An 18,158-nucleotide genomic window follows, 5' to 3' on the forward strand; every position below is an offset into this window, starting at 1 on the left:
TGCCGAATCCATAATCGACTCAGTCTTTCAGGTCGATGTATGACGAAAGACACCTCGGTCGGCCCCTCTCCCAGAGGGAAAGGGGACTGATTGGGGGATGCTGTAGAAGCATGCCGACGTGAAAGATCTCTGCCGAATCCATAATCGACTCAGTCTTTCAGGTCGATGTATGACGAAAGACACCTCGGTCGGCCCCCTCTCCCTCCGGGAGAGGGCTGGGGTGAGGGGCTGTTGATTTTGACCTCAGGCCACCTGGGCCTTCAACGCCCGCCTTAACGCCACCAACAATTTCACAATCTCCTGCGGATCCAGTCGCTGCGGCACTTTTACGTCCATGTTCTCTTCCTTGTTATGGGTTTGGCCGGGGGAGTCTGGCCAAAAGCTGTTCATCCTTGGAGGCCTTTCATGAAAAAAAGATCCGTCCTACAGCGCAAAGGAAAATAGCCTTCTTATTCCTTCCCGGCAAACTCGCAAGATAGTTTTTTGGGTGATATCAATATGCTTTAACGGTATTTAAATTCTTGTTTTTATACCTATAAAGTCATCTCCTGCCGGACAGCCACCCGCTGTCCATGGACTGCACCACCGTCGCTTACCGAGCGGCGTTCAGGACGTTTCATGACTTTTGATTACGCATTTATCCTCAGCACGCTGCCGGCTTTTCTCAAAGCCGTGGGCGTGACGCTGCAGGTGGGATTTATCGCCATCGGCACCTCGTTGCTGGTGGCGTTGCTCAACGCGACCATTCTGGTGTTCCGCACGCCTTACCTGCAAAAACTGGTGGGCCTGTATGTTGAGCTGGCGCGTAACACACCGCTGCTGATCCAGTTGTTTTTCGTCTACTTCGCCTTGCCGGCAGTAGGGATTCAGGTGTCCGGTTTCACTGCCGCGATCATTACCATGACCTTTCTCGGCGGCGCCTACCTCACTGAAGTGCTGCGCGCGGGCGTCGATGCCGTGCCGCAGGCGCAGCTAGAGTCGGGGCGCTCCATCGGCCTCTCTCACGGCCAACTATTGCGCTACGTGATCCTGCCGCAAGCGGGGATCCTCAGCCTGCCGTCGCTGTTCGCCAATTTCATTTTCCTTCTCAAGGAAACCACCGTGGTCTCGGCGGTGGCGGTGCCGGAAATTCTCTACACCACCAAGAGCTACATCGCGCTCTATTACAAAACCTACGAAATGCTCGCCGTGCTGACGCTGATCTGCGTGCTGTTGTTCTTGCCGCTGTCGCTGCTGCTCAGCCGTCTGGAAAGGAGGCTCCAGCATGGCCAGTTCGGGTCTTGAGTTGCTCTGGGTGTCGTTGCCGCAATTGGCCAAGGGCGCCGGGCAAACCCTGTCGATCTCGTTTCTGAGCATCGCCATCAGCACCCTCGGTGGTGTGCTCTACGGCGTGTTGCGCACGCTCAACGTGACGTGGTTGAACGCGATTTTGCGGGTGTATCTGGAGCTGTTCCGGGCGATTCCGGTGCTGGTCTGGTTGTATCTGTTGTTTTTCGGCTTGCCGATTTTCTTTGGTTTGAGCATTCCGAGTTTCTGGTGCGCGGTGCTGGTGCTGTCGTTGTGGGGCGCGAGTGAGGTCGGCGAAGTCGCGCGCGGTGCGCTGCATTCGTTGCCGCGCGGCCAGCGTGAAGCTGGACTTTCGATTGGCCTGAACGCCGCGCAGCTCTACGGCTACGTGCTTTTGCCGCAAGCGCTGAAACGCATGACGCCGCCGACCATCAACGTCTACACGCGGATCATCAAGACCAGTTCGCTGGCGGTGCTGATCGGTGTGGTCGACGTGATCAAGGTCGGCCAGCAGATCATCGAGCGCACTTACGAATCGGTGTTGATCTACGGCGCGCTGTTTCTGTTTTTCTTTTTCATCTGCTACCCGCTGTCGGCCGCCTCGCGCGTGCTGGAGCGGCGCTGGACGCAAGCATGAGCGCATTGATCGAGTTTCACGGTTTCAACAAATTCTATGGCGAACAACAGGTGCTCAACGGCATTGATCTGCAGGTGCAGAGTGGGGAAGTGATCGTCATCCTCGGCCCCAGCGGTTGCGGCAAAAGCACCTTGCTGCGTTGCCTCAATGGCCTGGAAGAAGCCCACGGCGGCAGTCTGAAATTTGTCGGCCGCGAGCTGCTCGACAAGTCCACCGACTGGCGCGAGATCCGTCAGCAGATCGGTATGGTCTTCCAGAGTTATCACCTGTTCCCGCACATGAGCGTGCTCGATAACTTGCTGCTCGGCCCGCTCAAGGTGCAGAAGCGTCAACGCCGCGAAGCGCAGCAACAAGCCGAAGCCTTGCTCGAACGCGTGGGCCTGGCGGACAAGCGCGACGCCTTCCCGCGTCAGCTCTCTGGCGGCCAGCAACAACGCATCGCCATCGTCCGTTCGCTGTGCATGAACCCACGCGTGATGCTCTTCGATGAAGTCACCGCCGCCCTCGACCCGGAAATGGTCAAGGAAGTGTTGCAGGTCATTCAGGGCCTGGCCCGTGAGGGCATGACCCTGTTGATCGTCACCCATGAAATGGCCTTCGCCCGCGCGGTGGCCGATCGCATTGTGTTCATGGATGCCGGGCGCATCCTTGAACAGAACCCGCCCGAGATTTTCTTTACGAACCCGCAAACCGCACGCGCGCAGCAGTTTCTGGAGAAGTTCTCCTTCGTTGCAACACTGCCAAAAACGAATCCGACAAAGGAACTGGAACTGTTATGAAAACGGCCACTTTTTTATTGCCCTTGCTCAGCCTCGCCTTGCTCGCTGGCTGCAGCAAAACCGAAGAACCGCCAAAGCCGAAAGTCGCCAGCGAAAGCACCGCGCCAGCCGGTTATCTGGACAAGATCAAGGCTCGCGACAAATTGATCGTCGGTGTCTTCACCGATAAGCCGCCATTCGGCTTTGTCGATGAGGCCGGGCGTTACGTCGGTTTCGATACCGACATTGGCCGCCGTTTCGCCAAGGATCTGCTTGGCGATGAAAACAAGGTCGAGTTCGTTGCCGTCGAGCCGGCGAGCCGTATTCCATTCCTGCAAAGCGACAAGGTCGACCTGATCCTCGCCAACATGACCGTGACCCCGGAACGCAAGGAAGCGGTGGAATTCACCAACCCGAACCTCAAGGTCGCTGTTCAGGCCTTAGTGCCGCAAAGCAGCTCGGTGAAGAACCTTGATGACCTGGCGACTCGTACGACCATTGTCACCACCGGCACCACCGCCGATATCTGGCTGACCAAGAATCACCCGGACTGGAAACTGCTGAAGTTCGAGAAAAACTCCGAGTCGCTGCAAGCCCTGGCCAATGGTCGTGGCGACGCTTATGCACAGGACAATCTGGTGCTGTTCAGTTGGGCCAAGCAGAACCCGGGCTATCGCGTGCTGGATGACAAACTGGGTGCTGAAGCGCCGATTGCGCCGGCGGTGAAGAAGGGCAATATCGAGTTGCGTGATTGGGTGAATACCGAGCTGACAAAGCTGGGTGAGGAGAAGTATCTGCTCAAGCTGTATGACCAATATGTGCGTAAAGAACTAAGCGATGACACCAAGCCTGAGAGCGTGATTGTTGAAGGGGGCAAGTGGCAGGGGTGATTGTCTGCTAGGTCGGTGGTGAGGCTTGCCCCTCACCCCAGCCCTCTCCCGGAGGGAGAGGGAGCCGATCTCTGGGCTTTTCAAAACCTGAGTTCAACTCGAGACTTTCATGTCGGCATAGTTCGAAAGAACAACTCGGTCAGTCCCCTCTCCCTCCGGGAGAGGGTTAGGGTGAGGGGCTTTTGCCTGGAACGCTCAATCCGGCCAGTTCCACGCCGGCTCATCCAGCACCCGCTGCCCGACAATCCCGGTCTGCCCCAACGTCTTCTCCAACACGATGCAGTTGCACTCCGGGTCTTCCTGCAACGCCGAAATCAACCGCCGCGCATGCGACACCACCCACACCTGACACTGCTCCGAGGCACGGATAATCAACCGCGCCAACGCCGGCAAAAGATCCGGGTGCAAACTGGTTTCCGGCTCGTTCAGCACCATCAGCGACGGTGGTCTCGGCGTCAGCAGCGCCGCGACCAGCAGCAGATAACGCAACGTCCCGTCCGACAATTCCGCCGCCGACAACGGCCGCAACAAGCCTTCTTGAAAAAACTCGATGGCAAAGCGTCCACCCGTCAGCGGCTCGATGCGCAAGCGTGCCCCGGGGAACGCATCGCTGATTGCGGACTGCAAAGCCTCGGGGTCGCCGATTTCAATGATGGTCTGCAACGCCGCCGCCAGATCCCGCCCATCGTGATGCAGCACCGGCGTACGCGTACCCAATTGCGGTTGGCGCACCGGCGCGTCGGCATCGCTGCGAAAGTGATCGTAAAAGCGCCAGCGGCGGATGAACTCGCGCATCTGGAACACTTCCGGTGAGCTGCGCAGGCTGCCGACCTGATCGAACAGGCTGTCGAAGTTCGGCGTGTGCTGCGCCAGCACATCCCAGTTGCGGCCTTCGCGGGCCCGGATCATCGGTCCGTTGCGATCTACCAGCAGACTGGCAGGGCGATACAGCGGCCCGGCCCAGATGCATTCACGTTTGATCTCCGGGTCGAGGGAAAAAAACGAGCGACTCGGCTCGGGCAACCCCAAGGCAATCGAATAACTGAAATCTTCGCCGGCAAATCCCAGGCGCAATCGTCTCACGCCTTGGCGTACCGTCGGCTCAATCGCCACTTCGCCGTTACGCATGCGCCGGCTGATGGTTTCCGGCCCGGCCCAGAAGGTCGAATCCAGCCCACCCTCACGGGCCAGCGCATTGACCACGCCGCCTTGCGCGGTTTCCGCCAGCAGGCGCAAGGCCCGGTAAAGATTGGACTTGCCGCTGCCGTTGGGGCCGGTGATCAGGTTCAGGCGGCCGAGCGGGATTACCAATTTGTTGATCGAGCGGTAATTGGCCACCGCCAAAGTGTTGAGCATGTCAGGCCTTTTTTCAGGTGCGGCTGATGGATCAGAGGATACCCGTTACCGACACGCCAAGCTTTTCTTCATAAGACCAGCGTGCAAGCGGGGAACCCTGTTCTAAGCTCTGAAGTCGTATCGTCCCGATAGTCTCGAAAAATGCCAAGGAGTCTGCATGGCGGGTCCCGGATTGAAAGTGGTGGTGGCCCTGAGTGCCATGGCCTTGCTGACCGCTTGCGGCGACAAGAAGCCCGCGCAGGAATACTTGCCGCGGGTCTTCGTACAGGAAGTGAAACCCACGGACTACGCGGCTTCGGTGACGTTGACCGGCGATGTTCAGGCGCGCGTGCAGACTGAATTGTCGTTTCGCGTTGGCGGCAAGATCATCCAGCGCATGGTCGACGTTGGCGATCGGGTCACGGCCAAACAGGTACTGGCCAAGCTCGACCCGAAGGATTTGCAGACCAACGTCGACTCCGCTCAAGCCCAAGTGGTCGCCGAACAGGCGCGGGTGAAACAGAGCGCTGCGGCGTTTGTGCGCCAGCAAAAACTGCTGCCCAAGGACTATACCAGCCAGAGCGAATACGATTCCGCCCAAGCCGCATTGCGCAGCAGCCAGAGCGCCTTGAGCGCGGCGCAGGCGCAACTGGCCAACGCCAAGGATCAGCTCAGTTACACCTCACTGATCGCTGACGCGCCGGGCGTCATCACTGAGCGTCAGGCTGAAGTCGGTCAAGTGGTGCAGGCCACCGCGCCGATCTTCAGTCTGGCCCGCGATGGCGACCGCGATGCGGTGTTCAACGTTTATGAATCACTGCTCGCCGAACGGCCTACCGATAACAAGATCACCGTCAGTCTGCTCGACAACCCCGAGATCAAAACCACCGGCACCGTGCGCGAAGTGACCCCGGCGGTGTCGGCACAGTCCGGCACCGTGCAAGTCAAAGTCACCCTCGACAAACTGCCGCCGGGCATGCAGCTCGGTTCGGTGGTCAGTGCCACAGCCAAAGGCTCGGGCAAATCGGCGGTTGAGTTGCCGTGGTCGGCGCTGACCAAAAATATCAGCGACCCGGCGGTGTGGATGGTCGACGACAACGGCGAAGCGCAACTGCACACGGTCACGGTTGGCCGTTACCTGACTGGCAAAGTGATCATCAGCGAAGGCCTCAAGGGTGGCGAGAAAGTCATCGTTGCCGGCGGGCAATTGCTGCACCCGGGGATGAAAGTCGAGATCGCTGAAAACACCTACAAAGATCTGCAACCGGGAGCACAGCCATGAAGCGTCTGTGGCTGTTACCCGTTGTTGTGATGCTGGCCGCGTGCTCGAAGAAAGAGCCGCCGCCGGAGCCGGTACGGCCGGTGCTGTCGGTCAAGGTCGAAGCCTTGAGTGAAGAAAGTCTCGGGCGCTTTGCCGGGAGCATTCAGGCGCGCTACGAGAGCAACACCGGTTTCCGCGTCGGCGGCCGCATCGCCAGCCGTAACGTCGATGTCGGTGCCGAAGTGGAGAAGGGCACGCTGCTCGCCACCCTCGACCCATCCGATCAGCAGAACCAGTTGCGCTCGGCCCAGGGCGATCTGGCCAAGGTGCAGGCGCAACTGATCAACGCGCAAGCCAATGCGCGACGTCAGCAGGCGCTATTCGATCGCGGCGTCGGTGCGCAGGCCCAACTGGACATCGCCACGACCGATCTGAAAACCACGCAAGCCTCGCTCGATCAGGCGCGCGCGGCGGTCAACCAGAGCAAGGACCAGCTCGGCTACACCGAGCTGCGCTCCGACCACCGCGCCGTGGTCACCGCATGGAACGCCGAGGCCGGGCAAGTCGTCACCGCCGGCCAGCAAGTGGTGACCCTGGCGCAACCGGACATCAAGGAAGCAGTGATCGATCTGCCGGACACGCTGGTCGATCAGATCCCCAGCGACGTGGTGTTCTCGGTGGCCGCGCAACTCGACCCGAGCATCAACACCACGGCAGTCATCCGCGAGATTGAACCTCAGGCGCAAAGCGCCACGCGCACCCGTCGGGCACGCCTGACGCTGGCCGACACGCCGGACGGCTTCCGCCTCGGCACGGCAATCAGCGTGACCTTGAGTTCGGCGATCAAGCCGCGCATTGAACTGCCCGCCACGGCACTGCAGGAGGTCGACGGCAAATCACGCATCTGGGTCATCGACACACAAAACAAAACCGTCAGCCCTCGTGACGTCACGGTGATCAGCCGCACCGACAGCAGCGTGGTGCTGGCGGGCGGGGTGAAGAACGGCGAGCGCGTGGTCAGCGCCGGCGTCAACAGTCTCAAACCCGGACAATCGGTAAAACTTGACGAGGACAGTCAATGAAAGGCTCTTTCAACCTCTCCGAATGGGCCCTCAAGCATCAGTCTTTCGTCTGGTATCTGATGTTCGTCGGATTGCTCATGGGGGTGTTCTCGTACTTCAATCTGGGGCGCGAAGAAGACCCGTCGTTCACCATCAAGACCATGGTGATCCAGACCAAATGGCCGGGCGCAACGCAGGAGGAAACCCTCAAGCAGGTCACCGACCGCATCGAGAAAAAACTCGAAGAACTCGACTCCCTCGACTACGTGAAAAGTTACACGCGCCCCGGCGAATCGACGGTGTACGTGTACCTGCGCGACACCACCAGTGCCAAGGACATTCCGGAAATCTGGTACCAGGTGCGCAAGAAGATCAACGACATTCGCGGGCAGTTTCCCCAAGGGATTCAGGGGCCGGGATTCAACGACGAGTTCGGCGATGTGTTCGGTTCGGTGTATGCCTTCACCGCCGACGGGTTGACCATGCGGCAGCTGCGCGATTACGTCGAACAGGCCCGCGCCGAGATTCGCAATGTGCCGGGGCTGGGCAAGATCGAAATGGTCGGCCAGCAGGATGAAGTGATTTACCTGAACTTCTCCACGCGCAAACTCGCCGCGCTGGGCATTGATCAGCGCCAGGTGGTGGACAGTCTGCAATCGCAGAACGCCGTGACCCCGGCGGGCGTTATCGAGGCCGGACCCGAGCGCATTTCCGTGCGGACTTCGGGGCAGTTCGCCTCGGAGAAAGATCTGGCCGAGGTCAACCTCAAGCTCAATGACCGCTTCTATCGCTTGGCTGACATCGCCGATATCAGCCGTGGTTACGTCGACCCGGCCACCCCGGAATTTCGCTTCGACGGCAAGCCGGCCATTGGCCTGGCCATTGCCATGCAGAAGGGCGGCAACGTTCAGGAATTCGGCAAGGCCTTGCATGCACGTATCGACCAACTGACGGCAGACTTGCCGGTCGGTGTCGGCGTGCACACCGTATCCGATCAGGCCGTGGTGGTAGAAGAAGCCGTTGGCGGCTTCACCAGCGCGCTGTTCGAAGCGGTGATCATCGTGCTGGTGGTGAGCTTTATCAGCCTCGGCGTGCGCGCCGGTCTGGTGGTGGCCTGCTCGATTCCGCTGGTGCTGGCGATGGTCTTTGTGTTCATGGAGTACAGCGGCATCACCATGCAGCGGATTTCCCTCGGCGCGCTGATCATCGCCCTCGGCCTGCTGGTGGATGACGCGATGATCACCGTGGAGATGATGGTCACGCGCCTGGAAATGGGCGAGACCAAGGAGCAGGCGGCGACGTTCGCCTACACCTCGACGGCGTTCCCGATGCTCACCGGTACGCTGGTGACCGTCGCCGGTTTCGTGCCGATCGGCCTCAACGCCAGCTCCGCTGGTGAGTACACCTACACGCTGTTTGCGGTGATCGCGGTGGCGATGATCGTCTCGTGGATCGTCGCGGTGTTCTTCGCGCCAGTGATCGGCGTGCACATCCTTAGCGCCAACGTGAAACCCCATGCCGCAGAACCAGGGCGCATTGGCCGCGCATTCAACGGCGGTTTGCTGTGGAGCATGCGCAACCGTTGGTGGGCGATCGGCATCACCGTGCTGCTGTTTGCACTGTCGATTTTCTGCATGCGTTTCGTGCAGAACCAGTTCTTCCCAGCCTCGGATCGTCCGGAAATTCTCGTCGACCTGAACCTTCCGCAAAACGCCTCGATCGACGAAACCCGCAAGGCTGTCGACAAGCTTGAGGCGACGCTCAAGGGCGATCCCGACATCGTGCGCTGGAGCACTTACATCGGTCAGGGCGCGATCCGTTTCTACCTGCCGCTCGACCAACAATTGCAGAACCCGTACTACGCGCAACTGGTGATCGTCAGCAAGGACTTCGAAGCCCGCGAAGCGCTGAGCCAGCGCTTGCGTGAGCGTTTGCACAAAGAGTTCGTCGGCATCGGCAGTTACGTGCAGGCGCTGGAAATGGGCCCGCCGGTGGGGCGTCCGATTCAGTACCGGGTCAGCGGCAAGGACATCGATCAGGTGCGCCGCCATGCGATTGATCTGGCCACCGAACTGGACAAGAACTCGCACATCGGCGAGATCATTTATGACTGGAACGAGCCGGGCAAGGTCCTGCGCATCGACATCGCTCAGGACAAGGCGCGGCAGCTCGGGCTGTCGTCCGAAGACGTGGCGAACCTGATGAACAGCATCGTCAGCGGCTCACCGTTGACTCAGGTCGATGACGACATCTACCTGATCAACGTGGTCGGCCGCGCGGTGGATTCCGAACGCGGGACGCCGGAGACCCTGCAAAACCTGCAGATCGTCACGCCGAGCGGCACCTCGATTCCGCTATTGGCGTTCGCCACCGTGCGTTATGAACTGGAGCAGCCGCTGGTGTGGCGTCGCGACCGTTTGCCGACCATCACCATCAAGGCTTCGGTGCGCGACGAGATCCAGCCGACCGATCTGGTGAAAATCCTCAAGCCGTCGATCGATGCGTTCGCCGCCAAGCTGCCGGTCGGCTACAAAGTCGCCACCGGCGGTACGGTCGAGGAAAGCGGCAAGGCCCAGGGGCCGATTGCCAAGGTCTTGCCGTTGATGCTGTTTTTGATGGCAACCTTCCTGATGATCCAGTTGCACAGCGTGCAGAAAATGTTCCTCGTCGCGAGTGTCGCGCCACTGGGACTGATCGGCGTGGTGCTGGCGCTGGTGCCGACCGGTACGCCGATGGGCTTCGTGGCAATTCTGGGGATCCTGGCGCTGATCGGCATCATCATCCGTAACTCGGTGATTCTGGTGACGCAGATCGATGAGTTCGAGAAGAAGGGCTATGCGCCGTGGGATGCGGTGGTCGAGGCGACCGAACACCGGCGCCGGCCGATCCTGCTGACCGCTGCGGCGGCGAGCATGGGCATGATCCCGATTGCCCGCGAGGTGTTCTGGGGGCCGATGGCGTACGCGATGATTGGCGGGATCGTGGTGGCGACGTTGCTGACGTTGCTGTTCCTGCCGGCGCTGTATGTGGCCTGGTACAAGATTCGCGAACCGAAAAAGGATCAAGTCAACAACGGCCCTCACCCTAACCCTCTCCCACGGGGAGAGGGGACTGACCGAGGTGTCTGACGCTATCCATCGACCTGAAGGACCAGGTCGATTATGGATTCGGCGAAGTTGGATCCGGTCGGCGTACTTCTCAAATATCCCCAATCGGCTCCTTCTCCCTCCGGGAGAGGGCTGGGCGGGCGGCGTTCCGATGAGGGCTTTTTCTGACTCAACCCTTACGCCAGACACTCGCCAACCAAGGCTGCTGTTCGCGCGGCAACCCCGCCGGGCGGTAGTAATGCTCCAGCTCGACAAACCCTGCCGCCGTCAACAACCCCTGCCAAGCCTCAAGATCGTGATACGAGCCATACCGCGGTCCGTTCCAGCCCTCGCGGTTATCCCCACGCGGATTGGAACTGAACAACACCCCACCCGGCTTCAACGTGCCATATAACTGCCCGAGTACCCGTGGCAATTCCTGCAACGGCACATGAAACAACACCGCATTGGCAAAGATCCCGTCGAAGCGTTCGGCCGGCAGATCGAGCTTCAGAAAGTCCTGCTGTAACACCTCACAGCCACTGTCCTCACGCGCCATCCGCGCAAATTCCTGCGAGCCATCGAGCCCGACCGCGACGTGGCCCAGGCGCGTAAACGTCTGTAAATCGCGGCCCGGGCCGCAGCCGAAATCCAGAATCGTGAAGGGCGCTGCACCCTGAATATGCCGCAGCAACGCCTCGATGTTCTGGCTGACATCGTGATCGCGAGTGCCTTGACGAAAATCCTCGGCCACTGCGTTGTAGTGGCCGAGGGTGGTGGCGGTGATCTGTTCGAGATCGGTGGGGGTCTGCTTCATGGTCGGGCTGTGTCGGCGAAGGAAGATGGCCTGACTATAAGCGCTTTCGCCCTTGAACGAGGAAAGCTTTCGGCCGCACGGGCTGCGTTGAGCCAGCACAAAAACAACGCATGCGTGCCATATCCGTGTACCGCACCCAGTGATGGCTATTCGAGTGAAATGACGCCTGCGCGATAGACCACTGTCGCGACGTCTGCCCGGTTTTTTTCCACGGGCACTCAACCATCAAAGGAATTGTTCATGGTCACTGTTCGCAAACCCGGTACCCACTCGACGCCCGGGCGCACGGTTGCACAAGCCCAACCGCCGCGTTTACGCCCTGCTGCAACCGCCGCCGAGGGCGGGCCGCCGGCCAAGGTTCCACACCTTGTGGCGGACGAGTCAGCGCTCATCGCTACGGCGGCTGTGCACTCCAATCACCTCATCAGCGGCAGCCATCGACTCGATCCGCTCAAACCGTCCAGCTCCGATGTGCTGTCGATGGAGCGTTACCTGCTTAACGGGTTGCCCGCATCGGCAGCGGTGGACAGCGAGGGCTACCGGACCTACAAAGGGCGTTACTTCGTCAATCTCGAGCAGGGTGGCGTCGTGCTGGTGCGCAAGATTGCCGGGACGGCGACCTGCCGGGCGCACCTGGCGACAGAATTGGCGCCAGGCCCGGTGCTGATGCTCGACCCCGCAACGTTGACCTGGAAACCCGCGCCCTTGATGGCCCTTGCCGATATCGGCAACGGGCTCACGATGAGTGCGCCCGACGCCGCAATCCCGCCATCACAGCGCCCGCTGGTCGCTATGGACCGTCAAGCAGAAGCCGGACATGACAGCCACAATGCCGAGAATCATCCACCCATCGCTGTGGATGAGGGGCTGAACGACCGGTTCGAAACCACAATGGCCGCCGGCGAAGTCGTGATTGCCCGTGGCTTGAAGCAGTTTCCGGCGGACCAGGCCGCCCTCGTGCGTGCGGAATTACAGGCCGTGGAACGCATCTATGCGGATGCGCAAGCGGCTCTCCGGGCGAACTACAGTGACATCGATACGCTGCTGGCGAGTTACTTCGGCAGCGCGCATGCAGCGGTCAAATCGCGGTTTATCGATGCGTTGACCCGAGGCCAGGCCCTGGCCGCTGAATATCAAGGCACATGGGGCGAAAGCAAGATCATTGGCGTGCAATCCAATAACAAGTCGCACCAGGGCTGGGTCAACCTGGATGATTTCCATGGGCGGGTTTTTATCAACTTGACCCACCTGGAGAAAGACAGACTCAGCATTCTTTTAGGCCATGAGTTTTTGCACACGGCGCGGATCAGTCGCTTCAAAAGTGTCGGGCCAAGCACGCGGGATTTCTTTTATCTGAATGACAAGGCTCAACGTTCGCTGAAACGTTCTTTACCCGTGTATGACTCGTCTTGGCGCGGGGTATCGGAGGTGATCATGCAAGGCGGGCTTACGCTGGATTACCTGAAAGCCTTTGGCATGACTTATACCAACTTCATTGCCGGTGTCCGCGAGCACTCCGGCGTTGCCGGTATTCATGACATCGAAACGGCGCTGATCCTGTTCAATGCAAGCCCCGCAGTGAGGGCGCAAATGGCGGCGAGAAACGCGGACAGCATCATTTGTGCGGCGGATGATTTGCAGCGCTTGCATCGGGCGCGAATCGCCAACGCTGAGTGACTGGCGAACCTGTTTGATCGTTGAGCTTTACGGCTATTCGGCATTGCCTGCGGCAACTCCACTCAAGGCGGGAGTTGCCGCAGACGGCGAGCGTTTGATCTTCTTCAGCGCTTGTTTAGTCCACGCGCCAAGCGATCCCCGCCCAACTGAATCACCGCCACCAGCGCCACCAGCAACACAATCACGGTCAGCATGATCTGGCTGTCGAAGCGTTGATAGCCGTAGCGGTAAGCGATATCCCCCAACCCGCCGGCGCCAATCGCACCGGCCATGGCCGATGAGTTGATCATCGTCACCAGGGTGATGGTGAAACCGCCGACGATCCCCGGCAGCGCCTCCGGCAACAACACATGCCAGACGATGTGCCAGCGCCGGCAACCCATGGCCTGCGCGGCCTCGATCAGACCATGATCGACCTCACGCAGGCTCACTTCGGCAATCCGCGCAAAGAACGGTGTCGCCGCAATCGTCAGTGGCACCACGGCTGCCCAGACACCGTAAGTGGTGCCGACAATCAGCCGGGTAAACGGAATCAGCGCGACCATCAGAATCAGGAACGGGATCGAGCGGAACAGGTTCACGAACGCGCCCAAGGCACGGTTCAACACCGGCGCTTGGTAGATCCCGCCCTTGTCGCTGGTGACCAGAATCACCGCCATCGGAATCCCCACCAGCAACGCGATCAGCGACGACACGCCGACCATCAGAAACGTGTCGATAAAGCCCTGCAGCAAGCGATCAAACCACATGACCCAATACCTCCACTCGTTGCGCCCATTGCGCGGCGCGCTCACGCAATTGCTCTGCACTCAACGACGAACCGCTGACGGCCAATAACAGTTGCCCCAACGCATGACCCTGAATTCGCTCCACGCCGCCCTGGAGCAATTTCACCCGCCCGCCGAGCGCCGAAAACAGTGCGGCCAGGTCCGGCTCATCACTGGCACTGCCGGTGAACTGCAAGCGCAGCACCACAGCGGCGTCGGAGGACGGCGCTTGGGCTTGCAAACGACTCTGCAGTTCTTCCGGCAACGCGTGTTGCAGCGGCGCGAGCAAGGTCTGGCTGACCTCGTGCTGCGGATTACCGAACACTTCCCAGACCGGACCTTGTTCGACCACCCGGCCATGCTCCAGCACTACGACGCGGTCGCAGATTTCGCGAATCACCGCCATCTCGTGGGTGATCAGCACGATGGTCAGACCCAGGCGTTGGTTGATCTCGCGTAACAGGCCGAGGATCGATTGCGTGGTTTCCGGGTCGAGCGCCGAAGTGGCCTCGTCGCAGAGCAAAATATCCGGGTCATGCACCAACGCGCGGGCGATGCCGACGCGCTGTTTCTGCCCACCGGAAAGCTGCGCCGGATAGGCCTTGTGCTTTTCTTGCAGGCCGACCAGTTCGAGCAGTTCGCGAACCTTGTTCTCGCGCTGCTCTTTCGGCACACCCGCCACTTTCAGCGGCAATTCGACGTTCTGCCACACGGTCTTGGCCGACATCAGATTGAAGTGCTGGAAGATCATGCCAATGCGCCGACGCAGCGCTACGAGACGGTCTTCATCGAATTCGCCGATGTCGACCTGATCGATCAACACCCGCCCCGAGGTCGGTTGTTCCAGACGATTGATGGTGCGAATCAGCGACGACTTGCCGGCGCCGCTGCGGCCGATGATGCCGAACACTTCACCGCGCGAAATCGCCAGATCGATGCCCTGCAACGCGGCGACCGGGCCTTGCCGGCCGTTGTAGGTTTTGCCCAGGCCGATAAAACGTACGTGGGCGCGATTCAACTCGGGGTGCAGCTCGGTTTTTTCAGCAGTGTGTGGCTCTGGAGTTTCCAGTCGCCGTTGGATCGCGGCCGTCATGCTCAGCTTTCCCAACCGGCTTGATAGAGCTTGCCGTGGGCTTTATCCAGCGCAGCGCGAACCACCGGCGAGTGCTGATAAATGTCGACGAACTTGATCAGGCGCGGATCGGTTTTGCTCTTCGGCTGAATGACGAACTGGATCACGTATTCCTTGTGGTCGAGGCCGTCGAACAGCAGCGCCGAGCCGGCATCGAAAGTCTTCGCCAGACGAATGTAGGCCGGGTAACCCTGAACCAGATCCGCGTCGTCGTAGGCGCGTACCAACTGCACGGCTTCGACCTGGAGGATTTTGATTTTCTTCGGGTTGGCAACGATGTCGTCTTCGGTGGCTTTGTAACCAACGCCCGGTTTCAGGGTGATCAAACCGGCCTTGGCCAGCAACTGCAGGCCACGACCGCTGTTGATCGGGTCGTTGGCAATAGCGACGCTGGCGCCCTCGGGTAGCTCATCGAAGCTTTTGTACTTTTTCGAGTAAAGGCCGACGTTGTTGATGATCCCCGGTGCGAACGGCACCAGATCAAAACCTGACGCGGCTTTGGCGTTTTCGAGGAACGGGATGTGCTGGAAGTAGTTCACGTCGATGTCGCCGGCGGCGAGGCTGACGTTCGGTGCGATCCAGTCGGTGAACTCCACCAACTCGACATTCAGGCCTTGTTTGGAGGCCTCTTCGACGGCGGCTTCCAGCGGAATGGCGAAGGCCGCGGTGGTGCCGATTTTCAACGGTGTTTCGGCGGCGAAAACGGCCGAGCTGAACAGGCCGAAGGCCAGGGCCAGTGCTTTGACTGGGTGGGACAGGTGTTTTTTGATCATGATGAGTTTTCCAGTCAGTGCATAAGTTTGTGGTGTCTGGTCGGGCCTCTTCGCGAGCAGGCTCGCTCCCACAGGGGAATGCATTCCAAATGTGGGAGCGAGCCTGCTCGCGAAGCTTTTAATGCCGGTATGAAGAGCCGGTGTGTTGCTCCGGAAGCTGCGCCTCGCCGTGAAACAACTTCTCGCGCAAGCTGCCGGTGTCATACGCGGTCTTGTACGAGCCGCGTCGCTGCAACTCGGGAATCACCAGCTCAATGAAATCGACATAGCTTTCCGGGGTCACAATGCGCGTCAGGTTGAAGCCGTCCAGACCGGTCTCGGCGATCCACGATTCCAGCTCATCGGCCACTTGCTCCGGCGAGCCGACCACGGTGATATAGCGGCCGCCGAGGGCGTGCTGGTCGAGCAATTTGCGCCGGGTCCAGTCGTTGTTTTGCAGGTTTTTCGTCGCCGACTGAATGGCGTTGCTCTTCACGTACTGGATCGGTTCGTCGATTTCGTATTGGGAAAAGTCGATGCCGGTCGAGGCGGAAAAATGCGCGACGCCAGCTTCGGCGCTGGCGTAACTGAGATATTCGGCGTGCTTGGCCCACGCGGCTTCTTCAGTCGCGCCGACGATGACGTTGAGGCCCATGAACACCTTGATGTCATCGGGGTTGCGTCCCGCCTCGACGGCGCTGGCGCGGACCTTGTCCACCTGAACCTTGGTCGACGGTTTTTTCTGGCCGCTGATGAACACGCATTCGGCATGACGCCCGGCGAAGAGCAAACCGCGATCGGAGCTGCCGGCCTGAAACAACACCGGCGTACGCTGCGGCGACGGTTCGCAGAGGTGATATCCCTCGACCTGATAGAACTCGCCCTTGTGCTCGACCTTGTGCACTTTTTCCGGGTTGGCGTAGATGCGCTGTTCGCGGTCGTTAAGCACCGCGCCGTTTTCCCAACTGCCTTCCCAGAGTTTGTAGAGCACTTCCAGGTATTCGTCGGCCTGATCGTAGCGGCGGTCGTGCTCGACCTGCTCGCTAAGGCCCATGGCTTTCGCGGCGCTGTCCAGATAACCGGTGACGATGTTCCAGCCAACGCGTCCGCGACTCAGATGATCGAGCGTCGACATGCGTCGGGCGAACAGATAGGGCGGCTCATAGGTGAGGTTGGCGGTGAGGCCGAAGCCGAGGTTTTTGGTCACGGCGGCCATGGCTGAAACCAGCAGCAGCGGGTCGTTGACCGGTAACTGAATTGACTCCTTCAGCGGCACATCGACCGAGTTCTGGTAGACGTCGTACACACCAACGATGTCGGCGATGAACAGGCCGTCGAACAGTCCGCGCTCCAGCAATTGCGCCAGTTCGGTCCAGTACTCAATGGTGTTGTAGCGCGTCGAGGTATCGCGCGGATGCGTCCACAGGCCATGGTTGATATGGCCGATGCAATTCATGTTGAACGCGTTGAGCAGAATCTTCTTTTTCGCGGCGCTCATCAGATGGTCCCTCGCAGCGGCGGGTTTTCATCGTTGAGGTAGTAATTGCCGACGGCGTGATACTTCCAGCGCACCGGATCGTGCAGCGTATGCACGCGGGCGTTGCGCCAGTGGCGGTCGAGGCCGTGCTCGATCAGGGTCGCCTGGCTGCCCGCCAGTTCGAACAGCGTGCTGCCGGCGGCCAGGGAAATTTCGGTGCTGATCGCCCGTGCTTCGGCGACGGCAATCGAGGCGGCAGCGACGGTCTCGGCGTTGGTTTGCGCCTGTGCTGCGTCGAGGAATTCGCCGGCACGCTCAAGCAAGGCTTCGGTGGCGTGCAGGCGAATGCTCAAGTGGCCGAAGCTTTTCAGTGTCAGTGGATCTTCGGTGGCTTTGTCGTTGCCGGAATCGATCCACGGGCGCGTCTTGCTGCGCACAAAGTGCAGCGCGTCTTCGTAAGCGGCGCGGGCGATGCCGGTGTCGATGGCGGCGTGAAGGATCTGCGCCAGTGGGCCTACGGTAGTCGGACGTTCAAATGCACTCTGGAAGGGGATCACGTCTTCGGCGGCGACATAGACGTCTTCGAACACCACTGAACCGCTGCCCGTGGTGCGCTGACCGAAGCCGCTCCAGTCGTCGATCACGGTCAAGCCTTTGGCGTCGCGCGGGACGAAGGCCAGTTGCTGCACGCCGTTTTCATCGACCACCGAGGTGGGAATACGCTGGGCGTATATCGCGCCGGTCGCGTAGAACTTGCGGCCGTTGATGCGATAACCGTCGCCATCGCGCTTGAGGCTGGTGACGCGGTCGTGGGCGGTTTTGGTGCCCAGTTCCGCCAGCGCATTGCCGAAGCGTTGACCGGCGAGCACTTCGGCGTACAGCCGTTGTTTTTGCGCGTGGCTGCCGTTTACCCGCAGCACTTCCAGTGCATAAAAATGGTTCTGCGGAATCTGTCCGAGCGAGCCGTCAGCCTGAGCGATCAGGGCGATGACTTTGGCCAGGGTCACGTTGGACACGCCAGCGCCGCCGTATTCCTTCGGCACGCTGATGCCCCACAGGCCCGAGCGAGAAAACACGTCGAGTTCCGGCAGTGGCAGGCGACGTTCTCGGTCGCGCAGGGCGCTGTCGCGTTTGAAATCTTCGGCCAGGTCGCTGGCGACGATCAGGGCTTGCTCATCGCTGGTAATGACCGCGACGTGATGGGAAAGAGTCATGCTTTTT

At 60.2% G+C, this 18,158-nt stretch carries 15 protein-coding genes; 8 read left to right on the forward strand and 7 right to left on the reverse strand.

Features of this window, described 5'->3' with window-relative positions; genetic code table 11:
- The first annotated feature begins 618 nt into the window (after nt 1–618).
- The 4 genes from A8O26_RS04450 to A8O26_RS04465 are packed head-to-tail and all read left to right on the forward strand — an operon-like array spanning nt 619 to nt 3,572.
- On the forward strand, nt 619–1,284 hold the full coding sequence (locus A8O26_RS04450; protein WP_008083580.1) for an amino acid ABC transporter permease: 666 nt from the start codon (nt 619–621) through the stop codon (nt 1,282–1,284).
- Entirely contained in the window at nt 1,265–1,924 is a 660-nt protein-coding gene (locus A8O26_RS04455) for an amino acid ABC transporter permease (protein WP_064116950.1), read from the forward strand. The genes A8O26_RS04450 and A8O26_RS04455 overlap by 20 nt, the downstream gene beginning before the upstream one ends.
- Nucleotides 1,921–2,703 carry an amino acid ABC transporter ATP-binding protein gene (locus A8O26_RS04460; RefSeq protein ID WP_064116951.1) on the forward strand — a complete coding sequence of 261 codons (783 nt, stop codon included), beginning with the start codon at nt 1,921–1,923 and terminating at the stop codon, nt 2,701–2,703. Before A8O26_RS04455 ends, A8O26_RS04460 begins: the two co-directional genes overlap by 4 nt.
- A complete protein-coding gene (locus A8O26_RS04465; protein ID WP_064116952.1) occupies nt 2,700–3,572 on the forward strand; it encodes a transporter substrate-binding domain-containing protein in 873 nt (290 codons plus the stop codon). Before A8O26_RS04460 ends, A8O26_RS04465 begins: the two co-directional genes overlap by 4 nt.
- A 195-nt stretch (nt 3,573–3,767) precedes the next feature.
- Here the strand turns inward: A8O26_RS04465 and A8O26_RS04470 are convergent, their stop codons facing one another.
- Nucleotides 3,768–4,928 carry an AAA family ATPase gene (locus A8O26_RS04470; RefSeq protein WP_064116953.1) on the reverse strand — a complete coding sequence of 387 codons (1,161 nt, stop codon included), beginning with the start codon at nt 4,926–4,928 and terminating at the stop codon, nt 3,768–3,770.
- A gap of 157 nt (nt 4,929–5,085) precedes the next feature.
- On the opposite strand from A8O26_RS04470, the gene A8O26_RS04475 reads away from it, so the two are divergent.
- The 3 genes from A8O26_RS04475 to A8O26_RS04485 are packed head-to-tail and all read left to right on the forward strand — an operon-like array spanning nt 5,086 to nt 10,357.
- Nucleotides 5,086–6,189 carry an efflux RND transporter periplasmic adaptor subunit gene (locus A8O26_RS04475; RefSeq protein ID WP_064116954.1) on the forward strand — a complete coding sequence of 368 codons (1,104 nt, stop codon included), beginning with the start codon at nt 5,086–5,088 and terminating at the stop codon, nt 6,187–6,189.
- On the forward strand, nt 6,186–7,250 hold the full coding sequence (locus A8O26_RS04480; RefSeq protein WP_064116955.1) for an efflux RND transporter periplasmic adaptor subunit: 1,065 nt from the start codon (nt 6,186–6,188) through the stop codon (nt 7,248–7,250). Before A8O26_RS04475 ends, A8O26_RS04480 begins: the two co-directional genes overlap by 4 nt.
- Nucleotides 7,247–10,357: an efflux RND transporter permease subunit gene (locus tag A8O26_RS04485; protein ID WP_064116956.1), complete on the forward strand. Its 3,111-nt coding sequence runs from the start codon at nt 7,247–7,249 to the stop codon at nt 10,355–10,357. Before A8O26_RS04480 ends, A8O26_RS04485 begins: the two co-directional genes overlap by 4 nt.
- A gap of 148 nt (nt 10,358–10,505) precedes the next feature.
- Here A8O26_RS04485 and A8O26_RS04490 read toward each other — a convergent pair whose 3' ends face one another.
- Nucleotides 10,506–11,132 (reverse strand): class I SAM-dependent methyltransferase, encoded by a 627-nt coding sequence (locus A8O26_RS04490; protein ID WP_064117305.1) that lies wholly within the window; start codon nt 11,130–11,132, stop codon nt 10,506–10,508.
- A 240-nt stretch (nt 11,133–11,372) separates the two neighbouring features.
- Between A8O26_RS04490 and A8O26_RS04495 the strand changes: the two genes are divergently transcribed.
- A complete protein-coding gene (locus A8O26_RS04495) occupies nt 11,373–12,809 on the forward strand; it encodes a hypothetical protein (RefSeq protein WP_064116957.1) in 1,437 nt (478 codons plus the stop codon).
- A 104-nt stretch (nt 12,810–12,913) separates the two neighbouring features.
- Here A8O26_RS04495 and A8O26_RS04500 read toward each other — a convergent pair whose 3' ends face one another.
- The 5 genes from A8O26_RS04500 to A8O26_RS04520 all read right to left on the reverse strand — a co-directional run bounded on the left by A8O26_RS04500 (nt 12,914) and on the right by A8O26_RS04520 (nt 18,151).
- Nucleotides 12,914–13,558: a methionine ABC transporter permease gene (locus tag A8O26_RS04500; protein WP_064116958.1), complete on the reverse strand. Its 645-nt coding sequence runs from the start codon at nt 13,556–13,558 to the stop codon at nt 12,914–12,916.
- Complete coding sequence (locus A8O26_RS04505) at nt 13,548–14,669, reverse strand: methionine ABC transporter ATP-binding protein (RefSeq protein ID WP_064116959.1); 1,122 nt, start codon at nt 14,667–14,669, stop codon at nt 13,548–13,550. The genes A8O26_RS04500 and A8O26_RS04505 overlap by 11 nt, the downstream gene beginning before the upstream one ends.
- Before the next feature lie 2 nt (nt 14,670–14,671).
- Nucleotides 14,672–15,481: a MetQ/NlpA family ABC transporter substrate-binding protein gene (locus A8O26_RS04510; protein WP_064116960.1), complete on the reverse strand. Its 810-nt coding sequence runs from the start codon at nt 15,479–15,481 to the stop codon at nt 14,672–14,674.
- 118 nt (nt 15,482–15,599) lie between these two features.
- Nucleotides 15,600–16,958 carry an LLM class flavin-dependent oxidoreductase gene (locus tag A8O26_RS04515; protein ID WP_064116961.1) on the reverse strand — a complete coding sequence of 453 codons (1,359 nt, stop codon included), beginning with the start codon at nt 16,956–16,958 and terminating at the stop codon, nt 15,600–15,602.
- Nucleotides 16,958–18,151, reverse strand: a complete 1,194-nt coding sequence (locus A8O26_RS04520; RefSeq protein ID WP_064116962.1) for an SfnB family sulfur acquisition oxidoreductase — start codon at nt 18,149–18,151, stop codon at nt 16,958–16,960. The genes A8O26_RS04515 and A8O26_RS04520 overlap by 1 nt, the downstream gene beginning before the upstream one ends.
- Nucleotides 18,152–18,158: the final 7 nt, after the last annotated feature.

Origin of the sequence: Pseudomonas fluorescens (assembly GCF_001648775.1) — a bacterium.
Classification (GTDB): domain Bacteria; phylum Pseudomonadota; class Gammaproteobacteria; order Pseudomonadales; family Pseudomonadaceae; genus Aquipseudomonas; species Aquipseudomonas fluorescens_M.

What these genes read in the sequence shown, in the direction of transcription:
- A8O26_RS04450 (WP_008083580.1), top strand. Translation starts at nt 619, where the DNA reads ATGACTTTTGATTACGCATTTATCCTCAGCACGCTGCCGGCTTTTCTC.
- A8O26_RS04455 (WP_064116950.1), top strand. Translation starts at nt 1,265, where the DNA reads ATGGCCAGTTCGGGTCTTGAGTTGCTCTGGGTGTCGTTGCCGCAATTG.
- A8O26_RS04460 (WP_064116951.1), top strand. Translation starts at nt 1,921, where the DNA reads ATGAGCGCATTGATCGAGTTTCACGGTTTCAACAAATTCTATGGCGAA.
- A8O26_RS04465 (WP_064116952.1), top strand. Translation starts at nt 2,700, where the DNA reads ATGAAAACGGCCACTTTTTTATTGCCCTTGCTCAGCCTCGCCTTGCTC.
- A8O26_RS04470 (WP_064116953.1), bottom strand. Translation starts at nt 4,928, where the DNA reads ATGCTCAACACTTTGGCGGTGGCCAATTACCGCTCGATCAACAAATTG.
- A8O26_RS04475 (WP_064116954.1), top strand. Translation starts at nt 5,086, where the DNA reads ATGGCGGGTCCCGGATTGAAAGTGGTGGTGGCCCTGAGTGCCATGGCC.
- A8O26_RS04480 (WP_064116955.1), top strand. Translation starts at nt 6,186, where the DNA reads ATGAAGCGTCTGTGGCTGTTACCCGTTGTTGTGATGCTGGCCGCGTGC.
- A8O26_RS04485 (WP_064116956.1), top strand. Translation starts at nt 7,247, where the DNA reads ATGAAAGGCTCTTTCAACCTCTCCGAATGGGCCCTCAAGCATCAGTCT.
- A8O26_RS04490 (WP_064117305.1), bottom strand. Translation starts at nt 11,132, where the DNA reads ATGAAGCAGACCCCCACCGATCTCGAACAGATCACCGCCACCACCCTC.
- A8O26_RS04495 (WP_064116957.1), top strand. Translation starts at nt 11,373, where the DNA reads ATGGTCACTGTTCGCAAACCCGGTACCCACTCGACGCCCGGGCGCACG.
- A8O26_RS04500 (WP_064116958.1), bottom strand. Translation starts at nt 13,558, where the DNA reads ATGTGGTTTGATCGCTTGCTGCAGGGCTTTATCGACACGTTTCTGATG.
- A8O26_RS04505 (WP_064116959.1), bottom strand. Translation starts at nt 14,669, where the DNA reads ATGACGGCCGCGATCCAACGGCGACTGGAAACTCCAGAGCCACACACT.
- A8O26_RS04510 (WP_064116960.1), bottom strand. Translation starts at nt 15,481, where the DNA reads ATGATCAAAAAACACCTGTCCCACCCAGTCAAAGCACTGGCCCTGGCC.
- A8O26_RS04515 (WP_064116961.1), bottom strand. Translation starts at nt 16,958, where the DNA reads ATGAGCGCCGCGAAAAAGAAGATTCTGCTCAACGCGTTCAACATGAAT.
- A8O26_RS04520 (WP_064116962.1), bottom strand. Translation starts at nt 18,151, where the DNA reads ATGACTCTTTCCCATCACGTCGCGGTCATTACCAGCGATGAGCAAGCC.